General features: G+C 60.7%; 20 protein-coding genes. 4 read left to right on the top strand and 16 right to left on the bottom strand.

What is annotated here, in order from left to right:
* Positions 1 to 131 precede the first annotated feature (131 nt).
* The gene (locus ACZRMO_RS15340; protein ID WP_207040554.1) at positions 132 to 680 is read right to left on the bottom strand and encodes a sugar ABC transporter ATPase; all 549 of its coding nucleotides are present in this window, start codon (positions 678 to 680) and stop codon (positions 132 to 134) included.
* Between the two features lie 161 nt (positions 681 to 841).
* Positions 842 to 1,609 carry a sulfite exporter TauE/SafE family protein gene (locus tag ACZRMO_RS15335; protein WP_463973364.1) on the bottom strand — a complete coding sequence of 256 codons (768 nt, stop codon included), beginning with the start codon at positions 1,607 to 1,609 and terminating at the stop codon, positions 842 to 844.
* A 99-nt stretch (positions 1,610 to 1,708) separates the two neighbouring features.
* On the opposite strand from ACZRMO_RS15335, the gene ACZRMO_RS15330 reads away from it, so the two are divergent.
* The 4 genes from ACZRMO_RS15330 to leuA all read left to right on the top strand — a co-directional run bounded on the left by ACZRMO_RS15330 (position 1,709) and on the right by leuA (position 6,817).
* Positions 1,709 to 2,599 carry a LysR family transcriptional regulator gene (locus tag ACZRMO_RS15330; RefSeq protein ID WP_463973363.1) on the top strand — a complete coding sequence of 297 codons (891 nt, stop codon included), beginning with the start codon at positions 1,709 to 1,711 and terminating at the stop codon, positions 2,597 to 2,599.
* Between the two features lie 10 nt (positions 2,600 to 2,609).
* Complete coding sequence (gene xseA, locus ACZRMO_RS15325) at positions 2,610 to 3,989, top strand: exodeoxyribonuclease VII large subunit (RefSeq protein ID WP_124525053.1); 1,380 nt, start codon at positions 2,610 to 2,612, stop codon at positions 3,987 to 3,989.
* A gap of 3 nt (positions 3,990 to 3,992) precedes the next feature.
* A complete protein-coding gene (locus tag ACZRMO_RS15320) occupies positions 3,993 to 4,814 on the top strand; it encodes a peptidoglycan DD-metalloendopeptidase family protein (RefSeq protein WP_463973362.1) in 822 nt (273 codons plus the stop codon).
* 323 nt (positions 4,815 to 5,137) lie between these two features.
* Positions 5,138 to 6,817, top strand: coding sequence for a 2-isopropylmalate synthase (gene leuA, locus ACZRMO_RS15315; RefSeq protein WP_017736812.1), 1,680 nt, complete (start codon positions 5,138 to 5,140; stop codon positions 6,815 to 6,817).
* 169 nt (positions 6,818 to 6,986) lie between these two features.
* On the opposite strand, the gene ACZRMO_RS15310 is transcribed toward leuA, so the two are convergent.
* The 14 genes from ACZRMO_RS15310 to hscA all read right to left on the bottom strand — a co-directional run bounded on the left by ACZRMO_RS15310 (position 6,987) and on the right by hscA (position 20,775).
* Positions 6,987 to 7,778 carry an amidohydrolase gene (locus ACZRMO_RS15310; protein ID WP_463973361.1) on the bottom strand — a complete coding sequence of 264 codons (792 nt, stop codon included), beginning with the start codon at positions 7,776 to 7,778 and terminating at the stop codon, positions 6,987 to 6,989.
* Positions 7,766 to 8,914 (bottom strand): pyridoxal phosphate-dependent aminotransferase, encoded by a 1,149-nt coding sequence (locus tag ACZRMO_RS15305; protein WP_463973360.1) that lies wholly within the window; start codon positions 8,912 to 8,914, stop codon positions 7,766 to 7,768. The genes ACZRMO_RS15310 and ACZRMO_RS15305 overlap by 13 nt, the downstream gene beginning before the upstream one ends.
* Before the next feature lie 121 nt (positions 8,915 to 9,035).
* Entirely contained in the window at positions 9,036 to 10,505 is a 1,470-nt protein-coding gene (der, locus tag ACZRMO_RS15300; protein ID WP_124525057.1) for a ribosome biogenesis GTPase Der, read from the bottom strand.
* A gap of 134 nt (positions 10,506 to 10,639) precedes the next feature.
* Positions 10,640 to 11,791, bottom strand: coding sequence for an outer membrane protein assembly factor BamB (gene bamB, locus ACZRMO_RS15295; protein ID WP_124525058.1), 1,152 nt, complete (start codon positions 11,789 to 11,791; stop codon positions 10,640 to 10,642).
* Positions 11,784 to 12,425: a YfgM family protein gene (locus tag ACZRMO_RS15290; RefSeq protein WP_124525059.1), complete on the bottom strand. Its 642-nt coding sequence runs from the start codon at positions 12,423 to 12,425 to the stop codon at positions 11,784 to 11,786. Before ACZRMO_RS15290 ends, bamB begins: the two co-directional genes overlap by 8 nt.
* Before the next feature lie 41 nt (positions 12,426 to 12,466).
* Positions 12,467 to 13,756 carry a histidine--tRNA ligase gene (hisS, locus tag ACZRMO_RS15285; protein WP_017736817.1) on the bottom strand — a complete coding sequence of 430 codons (1,290 nt, stop codon included), beginning with the start codon at positions 13,754 to 13,756 and terminating at the stop codon, positions 12,467 to 12,469.
* 23 nt (positions 13,757 to 13,779) lie between these two features.
* On the bottom strand, positions 13,780 to 14,889 hold the full coding sequence (ispG, locus tag ACZRMO_RS15280) for a flavodoxin-dependent (E)-4-hydroxy-3-methylbut-2-enyl-diphosphate synthase (RefSeq protein WP_099585613.1): 1,110 nt from the start codon (positions 14,887 to 14,889) through the stop codon (positions 13,780 to 13,782).
* Between the two features lie 2 nt (positions 14,890 to 14,891).
* Positions 14,892 to 15,890, bottom strand: a complete 999-nt coding sequence (locus ACZRMO_RS15275) for a RodZ domain-containing protein (protein ID WP_463973359.1) — start codon at positions 15,888 to 15,890, stop codon at positions 14,892 to 14,894.
* Complete coding sequence (pilW, locus tag ACZRMO_RS15270; protein ID WP_463973358.1) at positions 15,890 to 16,648, bottom strand: type IV pilus biogenesis/stability protein PilW; 759 nt, start codon at positions 16,646 to 16,648, stop codon at positions 15,890 to 15,892. Before pilW ends, ACZRMO_RS15275 begins: the two co-directional genes overlap by 1 nt.
* 12 nt (positions 16,649 to 16,660) lie before the next feature.
* Entirely contained in the window at positions 16,661 to 17,809 is a 1,149-nt protein-coding gene (rlmN, locus tag ACZRMO_RS15265; protein WP_017736821.1) for a dual-specificity RNA methyltransferase RlmN, read from the bottom strand.
* Between the two features lie 29 nt (positions 17,810 to 17,838).
* A complete protein-coding gene (gene ndk, locus ACZRMO_RS15260) occupies positions 17,839 to 18,264 on the bottom strand; it encodes a nucleoside-diphosphate kinase (protein WP_003175956.1) in 426 nt (141 codons plus the stop codon).
* Between the two features lie 88 nt (positions 18,265 to 18,352).
* Positions 18,353 to 18,553, bottom strand: coding sequence for a Fe-S cluster assembly protein IscX (gene iscX / locus ACZRMO_RS15255; protein ID WP_155581720.1), 201 nt, complete (start codon positions 18,551 to 18,553; stop codon positions 18,353 to 18,355).
* A gap of 14 nt (positions 18,554 to 18,567) precedes the next feature.
* The gene (fdx, locus tag ACZRMO_RS15250) at positions 18,568 to 18,909 is read right to left on the bottom strand and encodes an ISC system 2Fe-2S type ferredoxin (RefSeq protein WP_015372914.1); all 342 of its coding nucleotides are present in this window, start codon (positions 18,907 to 18,909) and stop codon (positions 18,568 to 18,570) included.
* 3 nt (positions 18,910 to 18,912) lie between these two features.
* Positions 18,913 to 20,775, bottom strand: a complete 1,863-nt coding sequence (hscA, locus tag ACZRMO_RS15245; RefSeq protein ID WP_463973357.1) for a Fe-S protein assembly chaperone HscA — start codon at positions 20,773 to 20,775, stop codon at positions 18,913 to 18,915.
* Positions 20,776 to 20,811 lie beyond the last annotated feature (36 nt).

Below are 20,811 nucleotides of genomic sequence, written 5' to 3'. Positions count from 1 at the left end.
AGTTCGCCCTGTGATCGTTCCCACGCTCTGCGTGGGAACGCCGCTCTGGACGCTCCGCGTCCCGCATTTAAATGTAGTGACGCGGAGCGTCACAAGATGCGTTCCCACGCGGAGCGTGGGAACGATCAGGATTAGAGTTCGACTTTGACCCAACTCATCTTCTGGTCCAGCCAATCGGCAAATTCGTCGATAAAGCTCTGCTTGAACCCCGCCTCCGCCCAGTTGTTGAAGATGAAGCCCAGGTTGGAAAACCCGCATTCCTGCAGGAACAGGAAACCGTTGATGTCGTCTTCATGCCCACACAGCGGGCAGGTGAAGTTGTCGGTGTGGCCGGGCATCCAGTCTTCGAGGCTTTCGAACAGCGCCTCGCCGACCTCCTTGCGGCATTCCGGGCAGCCGGCTTCTTCGAGAAAGCCCTTGGCCGGCGTATAGATGCAGCGTTTGTAGATGATCTCCAGGCCGTTGATCGGCTCGTTGAACGGCAGCGCCTGCGGATGCAGCACTACGGCGCGGGCACCGTCGGCCAGGGCATAGCCCATGCGGTTGCCGGTGCGCCCGCACGTGGTGAGTTCTTCCTTGATGATGTTCTTGCGCACCAGCCACCGCACGATCGCCCGGGCGCGGGGTTCGTGGACGGGCAAGGTGGAGATTTTCGGGACAAGGATGCTTTGGGAGTTCATGGGGCCTGAGAGTCCTGCGGTGTGCCGTCTGGCGCCTTCGCGAGCAAGCCCGCTCCCACATTCGACCGTATTCCTACAGGAAGAATGCGGCCGAATGTGGGAGCGGGCTTGCTCGCGAAGAGGCCCTGAAGGCTGGCAGCTTAATCCCTGAAGAAATCAGGTCAAGCGCTCAAGTACCGCCCGATCAATGCGATGCCGCTGGCCAACACTAACCAGGTCACCAATCGCACAAAAGTTTCACGCGACAGCCGCATCGTCAACCGGCGCCCACACCACAACCCCAACCCCATCGCCGGCAACAGGCACAGCGCCAACATCAACAGCGGCAAATCCGCATACACCCCCGCAATCAGGAACAAACTCAAGCGCACCACCGTGCTGCAACTGATCAGCGCACTTTGGGTGGCGCGCGCCGCATCCTTGGGCAAACGGCTGTTCAGGTAGATCGCATATAAAAAGCCACCACTGCCAAACAGTGCGCCAAACAGCCCACCCACGGTGCCCATCGGGATCGACCACCCCGCCGCCAACTGCGCCGGCCGTGCGTTTACCAGCAGGCTGTAGAGCGCATAGGCACTGATAAACAGCCCCATCAGCAGTAACAACACATCCGAATGCAGGTTAAGCAAAAACACCACGCCCAGGGTGCAACCGATGGCCATGCACGGCAGCAATCTCAGCAGCTCGGGCTTGTTCACATCGCGCCGCGATTGCAGCAGGTTGCCAAAGGCCGCGACAAAATCCAGCAACACCAACAGCGGGATGATTTTTGACAGCGGCATAAACAGAATCAGGATCGGCCCCGCCACCAACGCCGTGCCAAAACCGGCAATGCCAAACACGATGTAGGCCACCACCACGCTCACGGCAATCACCAGCCAATCCACACCGCCAAACGACCACTGGCTTAACAGCTCAACCGCGCCCATGGGTTATTCCTTGAAAGAGATGACCTTCACTTTAGCCATCGGCGAGAGTTGCGACTAATATCTTCAAAGCCATCCACCTATCTCGAAAAGGCATGACGCGTGATCTCCACCCGCCAACTGCGCTACTTTGTCGAAATCGCCGACAGTGGCAGCTTCAGCGCCGCCGCCGAGCGTTTGTTTGTCGCCCAATCGGCGTTGAGCCGGCAGATCAAGGAACTGGAAGCCCAGCTGCAAACCCCACTGTTCGAACGCACCGCGCGCCAGCCCCGGCTCACTGCGGCGGGCGAAGCGTTCTACCCGCGGGCGCGCACCCTGCTGAGCGAGCTGCTCAAGGCCAGCGAGATGGCCACACAAGTGGGCAACGGCCAACTCGGCACGCTGCGCTTGAGCCATTCGAGCACCGTGCCAATGAGCGGCGCGTTGCTGCAAGGGATCAGCACCTGGCTGGAACGCTGCCCCGGCGTGTCGATGGACATCGTCAAATTGTCCTCGGAAGCGCAGCTGGAGGAAATCGCCGACGGACGCCTGGACGTAGGATTGTTGCGCCTGCCCGTGCTGCGCCAGCGTGAAGGCGTGCGTGTAACGCCTTTATATAGCGAGCAAGTTTTGCTGGCCGTGCCGCCGGATCATGCGCTGGCTCGCAGCAATACGCCGGTGGAGTTGGCGCAGCTCAGGGACGAAGCGTTTATTTCGATCCCCCACCCTCAGCGCGGCGGCTTGAGTTATCTGTCAGCCGAGTTGTGCATGCGCGCAGGATTTTTCCCCAAGGCCGCGCGGGTGATGTCACGCAAGACCACCCAGTTGCAGCTGATCCAGGCCGGCTTTGGTATTGCCTTGTTACCAAAATCCATGCAGGACATCGCTCCCGCCAGCGTGCGTTTTTTGCCGCTGGCCGACCCGGACTGCCTGAGCACCGTGGCCCTGGCCTGCGCGCAAGCGCCCAGCGCACTGGTGGAGCAATTCTGCCAAACCTTGCAGGAATGCCTATAAACTGCCGCCCATGATTAAAGATCCCTTTGCCCGCCTGGGCCTCGACCGCGAAGTCCTCACTGTCAGCCAACTCAACGGCCGCGCGCGGGTGTTGCTGGAAGACGTGTTCACCAATATCTGGGTCGAAGGCGAGATCTCCAACCTCGCCCGCCCGGCCTCCGGCCATGTGTATTTCACCCTCAAGGACAGCGGCGCCCAAGTGCGTTGCGCGTTGTTTCGCAATAACGCCGCGCGGGTGCGCCAGGCCTTGAAAGATGGCCTGGCGGTGAAGGTGCGCGGCAAGGTCTCGCTGTTCGAGGGCCGTGGCGACTACCAGTTGATCCTCGACACGGTGGAACCGGCCGGTGACGGCGCGCTGCGCCTGGCCTTCGATGCGTTGAAGGAAAAGCTCAGCGCCGAAGGCCTGTTCAGCGCCGAGCGCAAGGTGCCGCTGCCGGCCCATCCTCGGCGCATTGGCATTATCAGTTCGCCGACCGGTGCGGTGATCCGCGACATCATCAGCGTGTTCCGCCGCCGTGCGCCGAACGTTGAACTGACGCTGATCCCCACTGCCGTGCAAGGCCGCGAAGCGATACCTCAGATTGTGCGGGCGTTGAAACTGGCGGATGCCCGTGGCTTTGATGCGCTGATCCTGGCGCGTGGCGGCGGCTCACTGGAAGACCTCTGGTGCTTCAACGAAGAAGCCGTAGCCCGTGCCGTGGATGCCTGCGTTACGCCCATCGTCAGCGCCATCGGCCATGAAACCGATGTGTCCATCAGCGACTTTGTCGCCGACGTACGCGCACCTACTCCGTCCGCCGCCGCCGAATTACTTGCGCCAGACGCCAGCCATCTGGTGCGCCAGGTTGAAAACCTGCATCGCCGCCTGGTGATGCTGATGCGCAACCGCCTGAGCCACGACCGCCTGCGCCTGGAAGGCATGGCCCGGCGCCTGCGCCATCCCGGCGAACGCCTGCGCCAGCAAGCCCAGCGCCTGGACGACCTGGACATGCGCCTGCGCCGCGCCTTCGAGCGCAGCCTCAATACCCGTCGCGAGCGCCTGATCCGTCTGGAAACCCGCCTTGCCGGCCAGCACCCCGGCCGCCAACTGGCCCTGCTGCGCCAGCGCCTCGACAGCCTTGCCGAACGCCTGCCCCGCGCCATGCGCGAAGGCCTCAAGGCGCGCCGCCTGCAACTGCAAAGCCAGGTGCAGACGCTGCACGTGGTGAGCCCGCTGGCGACCTTGGGTCGTGGCTACAGCATCCTGCTGGACGAACGCGGCCAGGCGATTCGCAATGCCGCACAAACCCACACCGGCCAGCGCCTGACCGCACGCCTCGGTGAAGGCCAACTGCAAGTGCGGGTGGAAGACAACCACCTCACCCCCGTCACCCTTTCGTTATTGGATTGATTGATGCCACGTTTATTCAGCCTGTTGATGTTGTTGTGCCTTGCCGTTAACGCCCACGCCGACAGCTACATCACCCGCACCTTGAACAAGCCGGTGCCCGGCGGCGTTGCCGTCGTCGATCTGGGCCCGGCGGCAACTGCACCGAAGGCCAGCTACCAAGGCAAACCGGTGTTGGTGGTAAAGGAACAGGACAACTGGCTGGCAATTGTCGGCATCCCGCTGACGGTCAAGCCGGGCAACGAGCGCATCAGCAGTGGCGGGCGCAACCTGCCGTTTATCGTCGGCTACAAGAAGTACCCGGAACAACGCATCACCTTGAAAAACAAAAGCCAGGTAAACCCCGAGCCGGCACAGCTCAAGCGCATCGAGGCGGAGTTGGCGGTGCAGATCAAGGCTTACCGCAGTTTCAGCCCCAACCTGCCAAGCAACCTGGTACTGGATAAACCGGTGAACGGGCCGTTGTCGAGCAAGTTCGGTGTGCGCCGGTTCTTCAACGGTGAAGAGCGCAATCCCCACTCCGGCCTGGACTTCGCGGTGCCGGCCGGCACGCCGATCAAGACCCCGGCGAATGGCAAGGTGATCCTGGTGGGCAACTACTTCTTCAACGGCAACACCGTGTTCGTCGATCACGGCCAGGGCTTTATCAGCATGTTCTGCCACATGTCGAAGATCGATGTGAAAGTCGGTGATCAACTGACCCGCGGCGCCGTGGTGGGCAAAGTCGGCGCGACCGGCCGTGCGACGGGGCCGCATATGCACTGGAACGTCAGCCTCAACGATGCGCGGGTCGACCCGGCGATCTTTATCGGCGCCTTCCAGCCCTGATTGATTCGATTGCGCGCCAGCCAAATGGCGCGCAATAAAAAATAGACGTGCGACAATTCCCAACCATAAAATCTTGTTTTCTGCGCCAATAGCAGAACTTATCTCAATTTTCCCCGACTGCTTGCCATCTTTCACCCCGGCGGTTAGGGTTGAGCTTATGAAAACCTCTCACACCCTCATTCAGCTCCGCCAGCACCGCAGCCTGTGCCTTGTCAGCGCACGACTGCCAAGCTGAATCGATCTGCCTCGTCCCGCGTTTTGTCCCCAATAACAGTTCCACGGCAGGCCGCCTTTTCTCGGCCCCTACAACAAAGGATTTCCCGATGAGCATGCTCAAAGACCCGTCTTCGAAGTACCGCGCGTTCCCGACCATCGACATCCCGGACCGCACCTGGCCTTCGAAAACCATCACCACTGCGCCGATCTGGTGCAGCTCCGACCTGCGTGATGGCAACCAGTCGCTGATCGAGCCGATGGACGCCGCGAAGAAGTTGCGTTTCTGGAAGACCCTGGTGTCGGTAGGCGTGAAGGAAATCGAAGCGTCGTTCCCGGCCGCGTCGCAAACCGACTTTGACTTCGTGCGCACCCTGATCGAAGACAACCACATCCCCGCGGACACCACCATCCAGGTGCTGACCCAGGGCCGTGAAGACTTGATCGCGCGCACCTTTGAATCCCTGCGCGGTGCCAAAAAGGCCATCGTGCACTTGTACAACGCCACTTCGCCGTCCTTCCGCCGCATCGTGTTCAACCAGGACAAGGACGGCATCAAGGCCATCGCGGTCAACGCGGCCAAGCTGTTCGTCAAATACGCCGCCCAGCAGCCGGAAACCCAGTGGACGTTCGAGTACTCCCCGGAGACCTTCAGCGCCACTGAGCTGGAGTTCGCAAAGGAAGTCTGTGACGCGGTGATCGAGGTGTGGAACCCGACGCCTGAGCACAAGATGATCCTCAACCTGCCAGCCACCGTTGAGTGCGCCACACCGAACATCTATGCCGACCAGATCGAGTGGTTCGGTCGCCACATCAACCGTCGTGACAGCGTGATCATCAGCCTGCACACCCACAACGACCGTGGCACCGGCGTAGCCGCCACCGAGCTGGGCCTGATGGCCGGCGCCGACCGTGTCGAAGGTTGCCTGTTCGGCAACGGCGAGCGTACCGGTAACGTCGATCTGGTCACCGTGGCATTGAACATGTACACCCAGGGCCTCGACCCGCAGCTGGACTTCTCCGACATCGACGGCGTGCGCAAAGTCGTCGAAGAGTGCAACCAGATCCAGGTACACCCACGTCACCCGTACGTTGGCGACCTGGTGCACACCGCGTTCTCCGGCTCCCACCAGGACGCGATCCGCAAGGGCTTCGCCCAGCAGAAAGACGACGCCCTGTGGGAGGTGCCGTACTTGCCGATCGACCCGGCCGACATCGGCCGCAGCTACGAAGCCGTGATCCGCGTGAACAGCCAGTCGGGCAAAGGCGGCATCGCCTACCTGCTGGAGCAGGAATACGACATCAGCTTGCCACGTCGCATGCAGATCGAGTTCAGCCAGGTGGTACAGGCCGAAACCGACCGCGTGGGCCTGGAGATGACGGCACCACAGATCTACGCCTTGCTGCAGCGTGAATACCTGCAAGCCAATACCCCGTACGCGTTGGTCAGCCATCGCTTGCAGGAAGAGAACGGCAACAGCAGCGTGGAAGTGGAAGTGTCGGGCAAGGGCCAGGGCGAAACCAACCTGCGCTGGCAGGGCAAGGGCTACGGCACCCTGGAAGCCTTGGTCGCCGCGCTGCCGATCAAGGTGGAGATCATGGACTACAACGAACACGCAATCGGCGCGGGCACCAATGCCAAGGCTGCGGCCTACATCGAACTGCGTGTGAATGGTGAGCGTCCGGTGCATGGCGTGGGTATTGATGAAAACATCACCACGGCCAGCTTCAAGGCGGTGTTCAGTGCGCTGAATCGCTCGTTGAGCCAGTTGGAAGCGAAAGCGGCGTAATCGGCTGCTGAAATGTGGAAGGCCCCTGGGTGTGAGTCCAGGGGCCTTTTTTGTTGGTTGTGAGGGTCTCATCGCGGGCAAGCCCGCTCCCACATTTGACTGTGTTCACAAGTTGAAATGTGCAAACCCAATCCAGTGTGGGAGCGGGCTTGCTCGCGAAAGCGGTCTATCAGACAAACTCAAAAGTATCGGCGTCCAGGTTCGCCGGAAATCGTGTGCGATACGCCGCCAGCTCCGACGCACTCAGGCATACCTGAAACACCCCATCCGCCTCCCCCGCACTGAGCAGGGTCTCACCCTGGAAATCCAGCACCTGGCTGTCCCCGGTGTAGGCAAAACCCTTGCCGTCCGTGCCCACCCGATTCACCGCCGCCACGTAGCACAGGTTCTCGATGGCCCGCGCCGGCAATAGGCGGTTCCAATGCAAACGCCGTGCTCCGGGCCAGTTCGCGGTGTACAGCAGCAGGTCCGTATCCTGGGCATCGCGACTCCACACCGGGAAGCGCAGGTCGTAGCAAATCAGCGGGCGAATGCGCCAACCCTTCAACTCGAACTGCACCTGGCGCTCGCCGGGGGTGTAGTGATTGTGCTCGCCGGCCATGCGGAACAGGTGGCGCTTGTCGTAGTGCCACACCTCGCCGTCCGGGCGCGCCCACAGCAAGCGGTTGCGGTGGCTGCCATCGGCGGCCTCGATAATCACGCTGCCGGTAATCACGGCGTTGTACTTTTTCGCCTGGGCCTGGAGCCAGTGATGGGTCGGACCGTGTTCCGGCTCGGCCAGGGTGGCCGACTCCATCGAGAAACCGGTGGTGAACATCTCCGGCAAGACGATCAGGTCGGCGCCCTTGGCCTGCTCCAGCAACAGCTCGAAGTGATCCAGGTTGGCCTGGCGGTCATGCCAGGCCAGGGTGGTCTGGATCAGGGCGATGCTCAGGTCCGGCAGTGCACTTAGATCACGCATAGTTTTTCAGCTGCTTGGCGCAGCGTCTCCTCGCGTTTGGCAAAGCACAGGCGCACCAGGCGCTGGCCTTGCGGTGGGTTCTGGTAGAACACCGAGACCGGGATCGTCGCCACGCCGTGCTCGCGGGTCATCCACAAGGACATGGCGACGTCATCCAGGTCCGGGCGGATCTGTGAGTAATCCACTAGTTGGAAGTAGGTGCCAGCTACTCGGCTAAAGCTGAAACGCGACGGCGCCAGCAGGTCGCAGAACAGGTCGCGCTTGGCCTGATAGAACGCCGGCAGTTCCTCGACATGTTCCGGGTGATCGGCCATAAAGTCAGCCAGGGCGAACTGCAACGGCGTCACGCCGCAGAAGTTGACGTACTGGTGCACCTTGCGCAACTCGGCAGTGAGGGCCGGTGGTGCAACCACGTAGCCGGTTTTCCAGCCGGTGACGTGATAGGTCTTGCCGAAGGAGCTGACCACGAATGCACGCTGATACAGCTCTTCGTGGGCCAGCACGCTCACGTGAGGCACGCCGTCGAACACCAAGTGTTCGTAGACCTCATCGCTGACCAGGTAGATATCACGGTCGCGGATCAATTCGGCCAACTGGTCCAGCTCGGCGCGGCTGATCAGCGCACCTGTGGGGTTGTGTGGGGTGTTGAGGATGATCATGCGTGTACGCGGCGACAGCGCCGCCTTGATCCGCTCAAAATCCAGCGCAAAGCCTTGCAGGCTCAACTGCACATGCACACAGCGACCACCGGCCAGCTCGACCGAGGGCTCATAGCTGTCGTAGCAAGGATCGAACACAATAACTTCGTCGCCGCTGCGGATCACCGCCTGGATGGCGCAGAAGATCGCGGCAGTGGCGCCCGGGGTGATGGTCACTTCGCTGTCGGCATTGACGGTGGCGCCATAACTGCGGGCGATCTTGGCCGCCACTTGCTGGCGCAGGGCCGGCAGGCCGGTCATTGGGGAATATTGGTTGTGCCCGCTGGCAACGTGCTTGCCCACTGCATCGAGCAAGCCTTGGGGGCCGTTGAAGTCGGGGAAGCCCTGGGACAGGTTGAGCGCGCCCGTTTCGGCAGCGAGTTGCGACATGGTGGTGAAAATGGTCGTGCCGACATTCGGCAGCTTGCTGGTGATCATCGAAAGGCCCCTGCAGGTGAGCCCCAAGTTTTAAGCTGCCAACTGCACCGGGTCAAGGCACAAACCACCGCGCACAAAAAAGGGCTCCAAAGGAGCCCTCTCTCACAACGTGAAGCTGCCGTTATTTCTTGTCACGGCGCTTCTTGTCGGCTTTCTTGTGGTGAGTCATCAAACGACGCTTCTTGTTCACCTGACGGTCGGTCAAGGTGTTCTTGTTGCCTTCGTACGGGTTATCGCCACCCTTGAACTCGATGCGGATCGGCGTACCGACCAGCTTCAAGACACGACGGTAGGTGTTTTCCAGATAACGCACGTAGGACTTTGGCACCTTCTCGATCTGGTTACCGTGGATCACGATAATCGGCGGGTTGGCACCACCCAAGTGGGCGTAACGCAGTTTGATCCGGCGGTTGTTGACCATCGGCGGCGCGTGCTCGCCTACCGCGTCTTCCAGGATCTGGGTGAGGCGGTTGGTCGGCCAGCGGGTGACCGCAGACTTGAACGAGTTCTGTACGGATGCGTAGAGGTTGCCCACGCCAGTACCGTGCAGTGCCGAGATAAAGTGGATATCGGCGAACTCGACGAAGAACAACCGGCGTTGCAGCTCGATCTTGACGAAATCGCGCTCGCTCGGCGTCATGCCGTCCCACTTGTTGATCGCAATCACCAGTGCCCGACCGGCCTCCAGGGCAAAGCCCAGCAGGTTGAGGTCGTGGTCCACCACACCTTCGCGGGCGTCCATCACAAAGATCACCACGTTGGCGTCTTTGATCGCTTGCAGGGTTTTCACCACCGAGAACTTTTCAACTTCCTCGTGGATCTTGCCGCGCTTGCGCACACCGGCGGTGTCGATCAGCGTGTACTTCTCGTCGTTACGCTCAAACGGGATGTAGATACTGTCGCGGGTGGTGCCAGGTTGGTCATAGACGATGACTCGGTCTTCACCGAGCATGCGGTTGACCAGCGTGGACTTGCCCACGTTAGGACGGCCGATGATGGCGATCTTGATACCGTCTTTTTCGCTCGGGCCAGGAATGCGCTTGGCTTCCTCGCCTTCGGCGACGATCTCTTCTTCGCCCTCTTCTTCCTCGGCGTCATCCTTAGGGAAATCGCGCAGGGCGATTTCCAGCATCTGGGTGATACCACGACCGTGGGCGCCGGCGACCGGAATCGCATCGCCCAGGCCCATCGGGCTGAATTCGGCACGGGCTGCTTCAGGATCGATGTTGTCGATCTTGTTCGCGACCAGATAGGAACGCTTGTTGCGCTTGCGCAGGTGCTCGCCAATCATTTGGTCAGCAGCGGTGTAGCCCGCACGGGCGTCCACCAGGAACAACACGACATCGGCTTCTTCAATGGCGAGCAGCGACTGCTCGGCCATTTTTTCGTCCATGCCATGTTCGTCACCGGAGATACCACCGGTGTCGACAATAATGTAGGAGCGCCCTTGCCACTTTGCCTCACCGTATTGGCGATCACGGGTCAGACCGGACAAGTCGCCGACGATGGCGTCACGAGTCCTGGTCAGGCGGTTGAACAAGGTGGACTTGCCGACGTTAGGTCGGCCCACCAGGGCGATTACGGGAACCATGCGGCTCTCCACTTCGTTATTTCAGAAAATACAAAAGCCGCTGCAAGGCAGCGGCTGGTGCTCGGGGCAGCATCGTCAGATGCCGCATGCCCCGCCGAAGCGGGGCCGCCTGGGTGTTACCCCAAGCATAGTTCTTACTTGATGGTCAGGGCTTCCAGCTTGCCGCTGTTGCCAAACACATAAAGCATGTTACCCACGACCAGCGGACGAGCACGCAGGCCGTCGCTGTCGATACGCTCGCGACCAACAAAGCGACCGTCAACCTGGCTCAGCAGGTGCAGGTAGCCTTCGAAGTCGCCAACCGCTACGTAGCTGGAGAAGACTTCCGGTGCCGACAGTTGACGGCGGGCCAGGGAGTCGTTGCTCCACAGTGCAGTGGTGGAACGCTCGTCGACACTTTCAACGGTGCCAGACGCCAGGCTTACGTAGACGCTGCCAAACCCTTGGGCGACACCGGCGTAGCTGGAAGCATCACGCTGCCAGTTCACACGACCGCTCTGCAGGTCCAGTGCCGCAACGCGGCCCTGGTAAGTGGCGACGTAGAGGGTTTCACCCGACAGCAGCAAGCCGCCGTCGATGTCCACTACGCGATCCAGTTCGGAACGACCTTGCGGGATAGCCACACGGGTTTCCCAGGCCGGCACGCCGTTCTGGGTATCAAGGGCGACTACTTTACCGGTGGACAACCCTGCAACGGCCAGATTGTTGGTCACAACCGGACCACTGGTACCGCGCAGCGTCAGCACCGCAGGGGTGCTGTCGTATAACCAGCGCTGCTCGCCGGTGCTGGCGTCGAGGCCGATCACACGGTCGTCCTGGGTTTGCACCACGACGATATCGCCGTTGGTGGCAGGCGGTGCGAGCACTTCACTGGTCACGCGAGCGCGCCATTTCTCTTCACCGGTGCTGGAATCCAGGGCCACGACTTCGCCTTTCAGCGTGCCGAGCATCACCAGGCCATAACCTACGCCAACGGCGCCGGAGACGGGCAGTTCAAGGTCTTTCTTCCACTTCACGTCGCCGTTCATGCGATCCATCGAGATCACAACGCCGGTGACGTCAGCGGCCACAATATTGTCACCGTCAATTGCCGGTACCAACATGTTGTAGGTGTCACCCTGGCCGTCACCGATGGAGCGGCTCCACTGCTTTTGCAGGACCACTTCTTCCTTGAAGCTGGTCAGCTCCGCAGGCGGCAGTTCTTTTTTACTGTTGCTGCTGCAACCCGCGGCCAGAACGGCCAGAGCCAGCAATGCTGCATGTTTCCAACGGATCACGTCACGCATCCCCTTTGGCCAAGTCGTCCAGCTTGATTTGTAAGCCACCGACCGCCGCTTCATCAGACAGCGCCGCCTTGGCTTTTTGGTACGCAGCATTGGCTTCGTCGGTACGACCCAATTGGACCAACAGGTCGCCCTTGAGCTCTTCGCGAGTGGCTACAAATGCCTTGTCAGCATCGCCTTCGAGCAGTTTGAGTGCTTCGTCGGCCTTGTTCTGTGCCGCCAGTACCTGAGCCAGGCGCTGACGTGCGATTTCACCCAGGGTCGGGTTGGTCGGCTTGTCAGCGATGGCCTTCAGCTCTGCAGCCGCGTCATCCAGCTTGCCGGTATCGACCGCGACTTTCGCGACGAACAGGCTGCCGTATTGGGCGTAGGTGCTACCGCCAAATTCGTTTTTCAGCTTGCCGGCCAAGTCTGCAACCTGCGCTGGGTCGGGCTTGCCGTCCGGCGTCAGGGTGGTTTCCAGCAATTGCTGATAGAGGATCGAGGCGCCCTGGGATTGGTTGGCCTGATACTTGTGCCAGGCTTGCCAGCCGAACACCACCACTAAAGCCAGCAGGCCGCCAGTAACCAGGGGCTTGCCGTTACGCTGCCACCAGTCCTTGAACTCGGCCAGTTGATCATCATCAGAACTCGACACCCCAATACTCCTTAATCGCTAAATTCGGCTGTTCGACAGCTTCAACCCTGCACGACGCAGGTGGCCAAGTGCGCAGCGAGCGCATCAAAGGCAATGTTCTGTTGCTCGCCCTGGCCACGCAGGGGTTTGAAACCTATCACTTGCTGGGCCAGTTCGTCATCGCCGAGGATCAGTGCATACAGCGCACCGCTCTTGTCGGCCTTCTTGAACTGGCTCTTGAAGCTGCCGGCGCCGGCATTGACCTGCAGGCGCAGGTTCGGCAGTTGGTCGCGGACCTTTTCGCTCAAGGCCAGGGCGGCCAGTTCGGCGGCCTCGCCAAAGGCGCAGAGGTACACATCCACCTGACGGGAGATTTCTTCCGGGACCTTTTCCAGGGTTTCCAGCAGCAGGATCAGCCGCTCGATGCCCATGGCAAAGCCCACGCCAGTGGTCGGCTTGCCGCCCATCTGCTCGACCAGGCCGTCGTAGCGGCCACCGGCACACACGGTGCCCTGGGCGCCGAGTTTGTCGGTGACCCACTCGAACACGGTCTTGCTGTAGTAGTCGAGGCCACGCACCAGCTTGGTGTTGATCACGAACGGGATACCGGCCGCATCCAGGCGAGCCTTGAGGCCCTCGAAGTGGATGCGTGACTCGTCGTCCAGGTAGTCGGCCATTTTTGGCGCGTCCACCAATACGGCTTGGGTATCGGCGTTCTTGGTATCGAGGACGCGCAACGGGTTGGTTTTCAGACGGCGCTGGCTGTCTTCGTCCAACTTGTCCAGGTGGGCCGACAGGTATTCGACCAGGGCCACTTTATAGCGGCCGCGGGATTCGCTGGTGCCCAGGCTGTTGAGTTCAAGCTTGACGGCGTCGCGGATACCCAGCAGGCCCCACAGGCGCCAGGTCAGCACGATCAGCTCGGCGTCGATGTCCGGGCCGTCGATATTGAAGACTTCCAGACCGATCTGGTGGAACTGGCGATAACGGCCTTTCTGTGGACGCTCGTGGCGGAACATCGGGCCGATGTACCACAACTTCTGCGGCTGGCCAGCACCGGTGAGACCATGCTCAAGCACGGCGCGCACGCATGCGGCAGTACCTTCCGGGCGCAGGGTCAGGGAATCGCCGTTGCGGTCTTCAAAGGTGTACATTTCTTTTTCGACGATGTCGGTCACTTCACCGATGGAGCGCTTGAACAGCTCGGTGAACTCGACGATCGGCATGCGGATCTGCTTGTAACCGTAGTTATCCAGCAGGCGCGCGACGGTGCTTTCGAAGTAGCGCCACAGCGGCGTCTGCTCCGGCAGGATGTCGTTCATGCCGCGAATGGCTTGCAGAGACTTGCTCACATCAAATCCTTAAATTCGTTCAATCAGCCGCGCGCGATCAGCGCTGCGTCAGCCGCGACCTTTTCGGCCGCTTTCTCGCGGATCAGTCTTTCGAGCTCATCCACCAGATTGTCATTCGTTAACTTCTGCGCCGGCTTGCCGTCGATGTAGATCAGGTTCGGTGTACCGCCGGTCAAGCCCACGTGGGCTTCCTTGGCTTCGCCCGGCCCGTTGACCACACAACCGATCACCGCGACATCCAGTGGCACCAGCAGGTCTTCGAGGCGCAATTCCAGGTCGTTCATGGTTTTCACCACGTCGAAGTTCTGCCGCGAGCAGCTCGGGCAGGCAATGAAATTGATACCACGGGAACGCAAACGCAGGGATTTGAGAATGTCGTAACCGACTTTCACTTCCTCAACAGGGTCTGCCGCCAGCGAGATGCGGATAGTATCGCCAATCCCTTCGGCGAGCAGCATACCGAGACCCACCGCAGATTTCACTGTGCCTGAGCGTAAACCGCCGGCTTCGGTGATACCCAGGTGCAGCGGTTGCACGATTTCCTTGGCCAGCAGGCGGTAGGCTTCCACCGCCATGAACACGTCGGAGGCCTTTACGCTGACCTTGAAGTCCTGGAAATTCAGGCGTTCGAGGTGTTCAACGTGACGCAGCGCGGACTCAACCAGCGCCGCCGGGGTAGGCTCGCCGTATTTCTTTTGCAGGTCTTTTTCCAGGGAACCGGCGTTCACGCCGATGCGGATTGGAATGCCACGGTCGCGGGCGGCATCAACCACAGCGCGCACACGGTCTTCGCGACCGATGTTGCCCGGGTTGATCCGCAGGCAATCCACGCCCAGTTCGGCTACGCGCAATGCGATTTTATAGTCGAAGTGAATGTCGGCAACCAACGGCACCTTGACCAGTTGCTTGATGCGGCCGAAGGCTTCGGCGGCGTCCATGTCCGGCACGGAGACGCGCACGATGTCGACGCCGGCCGCTTCCAGACGGTTGATCTGGGCAACAGTGGCAGCCACGTCATTGGTGTCGCTGTTGGTCATGCTCTGCACGGCGATGGGGGCATCGCCACCCACCGGCACGGAGCCGACCCAGATTTTGCGCGATACGCGACGTTTGATTGGAGATTCGCCGTGCATGACTATTGTCCCAACTTCAGGCGAGCGGTCTCGCCACTGGTGAACGGCGCCACGTCCACAGGCTGGCCGTTGTAGGCCACTTGCGCGCCACGGGCAAAGCCCAGACGCAGCGTCAAAGGAGGCTTGCCGCCCTGGTCGAGCGTATCTCCCTTACGCTTCAGACCGCTAAACAGCACTTTGCCGTTGCCATCGGTGACTTGCGTCCAGCAGTCAGCGATGAAGGTAATCTGTACGCGGCCATCACCGGCGATCAGCGCTGGGGTGGTCGGCGGGAAAATGGCTGGAGCGGCCGGAGTAGCTGGAGCAGGCGCTTGTACCGGTGCGGCTGGCGTAGGTGCCTGGGCAACGGCGGCAGCCGGGGTGTGAGCGGCTGCGGCCGGCGTCACTGGGGCTGGCACGGCAGCAGTGGCGGCAGGCGCCACTTCCGGTGCCGGTTGCTCGGCAGTGACCGGCGTTTCAGGTGCAGCCTGGCCTTGCGCGACGGCCTGGTCTTCCGGCTCGTCCAACGGATGAATCTGCGTGGTGCCGTCGGCGCTTTCGACTTCGACGTGCTCCATGGCGTTGCTGGTCAGGTCCTTGGTGCGCTGGGAGGTCTGGTCTTGCCACCAGACAAAACCGCCGCCAACCACAGCGATCAGCAGCAACAGGCTGACAATGCGCAAAATCGTGTGGGAAACCCGTACAGGCTCCTCGATACGGCCCAGGCCATGAACGTTGCTGCCCTGGGAGTCGGTACCGGTGAACTGGTCGAACTCCTGGACCAGTACGGCCTGGTCGATGCCCAGCAACTTGGCATAGGCGCGGATGTAGCCACGGGCGAAGGTATGCCCAGGCAACTTGTCGAACGCGCCGGCTTCCAGGTTGCTCAGGGACGTGGTGGTCAAATTGAGCTTGAGGGCCACTTCTGCCAGCGACCAACCATTGCTTTCGCGGGCCTGACGCAAGGTGTCGCCTGGGTTTACGCGATTAGCTGCTACAACTTCCGGGTGCGCCGCTTTCATCATTGCTCCGACAGGTATTGCTGATATTCCGGCGTACCGGGATAGAGTCGTTCGAGTTGCTGGCCAAAACGTGCGGCCGTGTCGTGTTCTTCATGAACCGTCGCCAGGCGCACGCCGAGCAATAGACTACGTGCATTTTGCCCGCTGAGCAGGCTAAAACGCTCGTAATAGTCACGTGCCGGCACATAATGCCTGTCATCAAAGGATATCTCAGCCATTTCGAGCAGTGCCCGAGGCTGACGACCATTCAAATGCAGGGCTTTTTCCAACTGTTGGCGAGCACTGTCGCGCTGACCGAGGCGCATCGAGGTCACCCCAAGGTTCTCGAATACACGGGAACGCTCAGGATAAAGGGTATCGGCGCTGGCTTGCTGGAAATAAAGGGCGGCCTGGTCAAAACGTTTCTGCTCGAACAGGAAGCTGCCGTAGTTGTTCAGCAGCCGTGGGTCGGCAGGTCGGGAGGCCAGCGCCTTGCGGAAATAGTGGTGGGCCAGATCAGGCTCGGCCTGGGCCTGGAACACCAGGGCCAGCGCCGCATTGGCGTCGGCATCGTCGCTGTCGAGCTCAAGGGCCTTCTTCAGCGGCACCTTGGCCTGCTCGCTCATGCCTTGTTGCAGGTAACCCAAGCCCAGTTGCACATAGGCAACCCGCGCCTCATCACGGCCTTTACCGGTTTGCATAGGGCTGTCATGGCCCGATGAAACACAACCGGCCGCGAGACCGGTAACAAGCAAAAGCAGCGCAAGGCGCAAGGGCATAGAGATCCTCTCTCAGATTCGATTCACAGCAATCAGCGGCAAATCGTCGGCGGCATTCGCTTCGCGCCCGGCGATGTAACGCTCACTGCGGCGGGTGCGGTCCATCACCTGCCCGACCAATTGGCCACAGGCGGCGTCGATGTCTTCACCACGGGTGGTGCGGACGGTGACGTTGTAGCCAGCCTGGTGCAGTTGATCCTGGAAACGGCGGATGGCGTTGTTGCTCGGCCGCTCGTAGCCAGAATGGGGAAACGGGTTGAACGGGATCAGGTTGATCTTGCACGGGGTGTTCTTGAGCAACTCGATCATCTCGACAGCGTGCTCAACCTTGTCATTGATGTCCTTGAGCATTGTGTACTCAATGGTCAACACGCGTTTCTCGCCCAAGGTCGCCATGTAACGCTGGCAGGATTCGAGCAGCATCTTAAGCGGATACTTCTTGTTGATCGGCACCAATTGGTTACGCAATGCGTCATTGGGTGCGTGCAGCGACAACGCCAGGGAGACGTCGATGTGCTTGGCCAGCTCATCGATCATCGGTACCACGCCGGAGGTCGACAGGGTCACGCGGCGCTTGGAGATGCCGTAGCCCAGGTCGTCCATCATCAGGTGCATGGCCGCGATGACGTTGTCGAAGTTCAGCAGCGGCTCACCCATACCCATCATCACCACGTTGGTGATGGCACGGTCGACGGTTGCCGGGACGCTGCCAAAGGATTTGTTGGCAATCCACACCTGGCCGATGACTTCGGCTGCGGTGAGGTTGCTATTGAAGCCTTGCTTGCCGGTGGAGCAGAAACTGCAATCCAGGGCACAGCCTGCCTGGGACGAAACGCACAAGGTGCCACGTTTGCCCTGGGGAATGTACACGGTCTCGACGCAGCTGCCGGACGCCACGCGCACCACCCACTTACGGGTGCCGTCGCTGGAGATGTCCTCGCTGACCACTTCAGGACCACGGACCTCGGCAATGGCCTTGAGCTTGTCGCGCAAGGCCTTGCTGACGTTCGTCATGGCATCGAAATCGTCGACGCCAAAGTGGTGAATCCATTTCATTACCTGACCGGCACGGAAACGCTTCTCCCCGATTGAGTCGAAGAATTTCTCCATTTCCGGCTGGGTCAGACCCAGCAGGTTGGTTTTAACAGTCGATGTAGTCATGGATTCACCCTCACTCTTTAAGCCAATGCTTAGCGAGCGGTTACTTCAGTAGCAGCGAAAAAGTACGAGATTTCGCGAGCAGCGGCGGCTTCGGAGTCCGAACCGTGTACAGCGTTGGCGTCGATGGATTCAGCGAAGTCAGCACGGATGGTGCCGGCAGCAGCTTCTTTAGGGTTGGTAGCGCCCATCAGCTCACGGTTCAGAGCGATAGCGTTTTCGCCTTCCAGAACCTGAACAACAACAGGACCGGAGATCATGAAGGCAACCAGGTCGCCGAAGAAACCACGAGCGCTGTGCTCAGCGTAGAAGCCTTCAGCTTCAGCTTTGGACAGTTGCTTGAGTTTCGAAGCTACAACCTTCAGGCCGGCTTTTTCGAAACGAGTGGTGATCTCGCCGATGACGTTTTTTGCAACAGCGTCAGGCTTGATGATGGAGAAAGTACGTTGAACAGCCATGGTGTAACTCCAGAAACGGTAATTTACGAAAAATTAAACCCGCGAATTATACGCGGGTTATTGGGTATTGCCTAACCTGCGGGGACGATCAGTCGATTTCTTCGATCCAGAGCGCCTGGACCGCTTCCAAGACCTTCTCGCCACAGCGACCAGAAGTATTGTCGAAATCCGGCAGCTCCATGATCCAGCGCTGCAGATCAACGAAGTTGACCGTCAGCGGGCTCACGTCCGGCTTGGCTTCAGCGAGTTCTTCAGCAATACGCTGTACATCATTCCAACCATAACTCATGACAGTTCTACCAATCAGTGCGGCGCTTCGGCCGCATGGTTGAGCGAATATTTCGGAATTTCGACGGTGATGTCTTCGGTCCCGACCTTTGCCTGACAGCTTAGGCGCGAATGTGCCTCCAGGCCCCATGCGCGATCAAGAAAGTCCTCTTCCAGCTCGTCAGCTTCTTCCAGGGAGTTGAAGCCCTCGCGGATGATGCAGTGACACGTGGTGCAGGCGCAGACGCCGCCGCAGGCACTTTCGATCTCTATGTGGTTGTCATGGGCGACTTCGAGGATGGACTTGCCGGTCTCAGCCTCCACGACCATACCGTCCGGGCAATGCTCGGCGTGTGGCAGAAAAATGACCTGCGGCATTAATTATTCCTCGATTTCATTCAGGTTGCGTCCCGCCAGGGCGGCTTTCACCGTCTGGTCCATGCGGCGGGCAGCGAAGGCATCGGTCACTTGCGACAGGCGCTTGGTCTGTTGCTCGATGGCATAACCATCGGTGCCTTTCATCAATTCGGCCAGTTCCTGCATCTGCAGGTCGATGACCATGCGCTCTTCAGCGTCCAGCAGGCGCTCGCCATCGACTTCAAGGGCGCCCTGCACCGCTTCGAGCAGGCGCTGGGCATCCACTTGTTGCTCACGCAGAACGCGGGCGACCTTGTCGTCACCGGCGTACTGGAACGAGTCCTTGAGCATCTTGGCGATCTCGCCATCGGTAAGACCGTAGGACGGCTTGACCTGGATGCTGGCTTCAACGCCCGAAGCCAGCTCACGCGCCGCAACGCTGAGCAGGCCATCGGCGTCGACCTGGAAGGTCACGCGAATCTTCGCCGCACCGGCCACCATGGCCGGAATGCCGCGCAATTCAAAGCGCGCTAGGGAGCGGCAGTCGCTGATCAGCTCGCGTTCGCCTTGCAGCACATGAATCATCATGGCCGTCTGGCCATCTTTGTAAGTGGTGAAGTCCTGGGCGCGGGCGACGGGGATGGTGGTGTTGCGTGGAATCACCTTCTCCATCAGGCCACCCATGGTTTCCAGGCCCAGGGACAACGGAATCACGTCGAGCAGCAGCAGCTCGCCACCGTCGCGCTTGTTGCCGGCCAGGGTGTCGGCCTGGATCGCGGCGCCGATGGCGACCACTTGATCCGGGTCGATTTCCGTCAGCGGCTGGCGACCAAAGGCCTCGGCCACGGCGTCACGAACCCGCGGCACGCGGGTGGAACCGCCGACCATGACCACGGCACCGACATCTTCCAGCTCGATACCGGAATCACGTACGGCGCGGCGACAGGCTTTCAGGCTGCGGGCGACCATCGGCTCGATCAACGCATCGAAGGCTTCGCGGGTCAGTTGGGCCGACCAGTTGCCGTAGGAAACTTCAACGGACGCAGCATCGGTCAGCGCTTCTTTGGCGGCGCAGGCGGTTTGCAGCAGGTTGCGCTGCGCGCCCGGATCCAGGTCAGCGGACAGACCGGCACTGGTGATGATCCAGCCAGCGATGGCGTGGTCGAAGTCATCGCCACCCAGGGCGCTGTCGCCGCCGGTGGCCAGCACCTCGAAGACACCGCCGGTGAGGCGCAGGATCGAAATATCAAAGGTGCCGCCGCCGAGGTCGTAGATCGCGACCAGGCCTTCGGCGTGCTGATCCAGGCCGTAAGCCACTGCAGCAGCCGTCGGCTCGTTGAGCAGGCGCAGCACGTTCAGGCCGGCGAGTTTTGCCGCATCCTTGGTAGCTTGGCGCTGGGCATCATCGAAATAGGCTGGAACCGTAATCACCGCCCCTACCAGCTCGCCGCCCAAGGTGGATTCCGCACGCTGGCGCAGCACCTTGAGGATATCGGCCGACACTTCCACCGGACTTTTCGGGCCCTGGACGGTGTCGATGAACGGCATATGGGATTCGCCGCCGACAAAGCGGTACGGCAGCTGCTCGCCCAATTGCTTGACGTCGGACAAACCACGACCCATCAAGCGCTTGACCGACAGCACGGTGTTCAAGGGATCGGTAGACGCGGCCAATTTGGCCGACTCACCGACTTCGGTGCGATCCGCGTGATAACGCACGGCGGACGGCAGGATCACCTGGCCATCGGCGTCGGGCAGCGGCTCGGACAGGCCGCTGCGCAAGGCAGCAACCAGGGAATTGGTGGTGCCCAGGTCAATCCCGACCGCCAGGCGACGCTGGTGCGGTTGTGGGCTTTGGCCGGGTTCGGCGATTTGCAGTAGGGCCATGGTAATCAGGTCTTATCTGTCTATCAGGCGTGCATC

The sequence above is a fragment of the Pseudomonas sp. B611 genome (assembly GCF_055407965.1).
This window is presented reverse-complemented; position numbering and strand designations above follow the sequence as displayed.

What these genes read in the sequence shown, in the direction of transcription:
- ACZRMO_RS15310 (WP_463973361.1), bottom strand. Translation starts at nt 7,778, where the DNA reads ATGCGTGATCTAAGTGCACTGCCGGACCTGAGCATCGCCCTGATCCAG.
- xseA (WP_124525053.1), top strand. Translation starts at nt 2,610, where the DNA reads ATGATTAAAGATCCCTTTGCCCGCCTGGGCCTCGACCGCGAAGTCCTC.
- der (WP_124525057.1), bottom strand. Translation starts at nt 10,505, where the DNA reads ATGGTTCCCGTAATCGCCCTGGTGGGCCGACCTAACGTCGGCAAGTCC.
- ACZRMO_RS15320 (WP_463973362.1), top strand. Translation starts at nt 3,993, where the DNA reads ATGCCACGTTTATTCAGCCTGTTGATGTTGTTGTGCCTTGCCGTTAAC.
- ACZRMO_RS15275 (WP_463973359.1), bottom strand. Translation starts at nt 15,890, where the DNA reads ATGAAAGCGGCGCACCCGGAAGTTGTAGCAGCTAATCGCGTAAACCCA.
- ACZRMO_RS15340 (WP_207040554.1), bottom strand. Translation starts at nt 680, where the DNA reads ATGAACTCCCAAAGCATCCTTGTCCCGAAAATCTCCACCTTGCCCGTC.
- ispG (WP_099585613.1), bottom strand. Translation starts at nt 14,889, where the DNA reads ATGCACGGCGAATCTCCAATCAAACGTCGCGTATCGCGCAAAATCTGG.
- fdx (WP_015372914.1), bottom strand. Translation starts at nt 18,909, where the DNA reads ATGCCGCAGGTCATTTTTCTGCCACACGCCGAGCATTGCCCGGACGGT.
- ACZRMO_RS15305 (WP_463973360.1), bottom strand. Translation starts at nt 8,914, where the DNA reads ATGATCACCAGCAAGCTGCCGAATGTCGGCACGACCATTTTCACCACC.
- ndk (WP_003175956.1), bottom strand. Translation starts at nt 18,264, where the DNA reads ATGGCTGTTCAACGTACTTTCTCCATCATCAAGCCTGACGCTGTTGCA.
- leuA (WP_017736812.1), top strand. Translation starts at nt 5,138, where the DNA reads ATGAGCATGCTCAAAGACCCGTCTTCGAAGTACCGCGCGTTCCCGACC.
- pilW (WP_463973358.1), bottom strand. Translation starts at nt 16,648, where the DNA reads ATGCCCTTGCGCCTTGCGCTGCTTTTGCTTGTTACCGGTCTCGCGGCC.
- rlmN (WP_017736821.1), bottom strand. Translation starts at nt 17,809, where the DNA reads ATGACTACATCGACTGTTAAAACCAACCTGCTGGGTCTGACCCAGCCG.
- ACZRMO_RS15335 (WP_463973364.1), bottom strand. Translation starts at nt 1,609, where the DNA reads ATGGGCGCGGTTGAGCTGTTAAGCCAGTGGTCGTTTGGCGGTGTGGAT.
- bamB (WP_124525058.1), bottom strand. Translation starts at nt 11,791, where the DNA reads ATGCGTGACGTGATCCGTTGGAAACATGCAGCATTGCTGGCTCTGGCC.
- hscA (WP_463973357.1), bottom strand. Translation starts at nt 20,775, where the DNA reads ATGGCCCTACTGCAAATCGCCGAACCCGGCCAAAGCCCACAACCGCAC.
- iscX (WP_155581720.1), bottom strand. Translation starts at nt 18,553, where the DNA reads ATGAGTTATGGTTGGAATGATGTACAGCGTATTGCTGAAGAACTCGCT.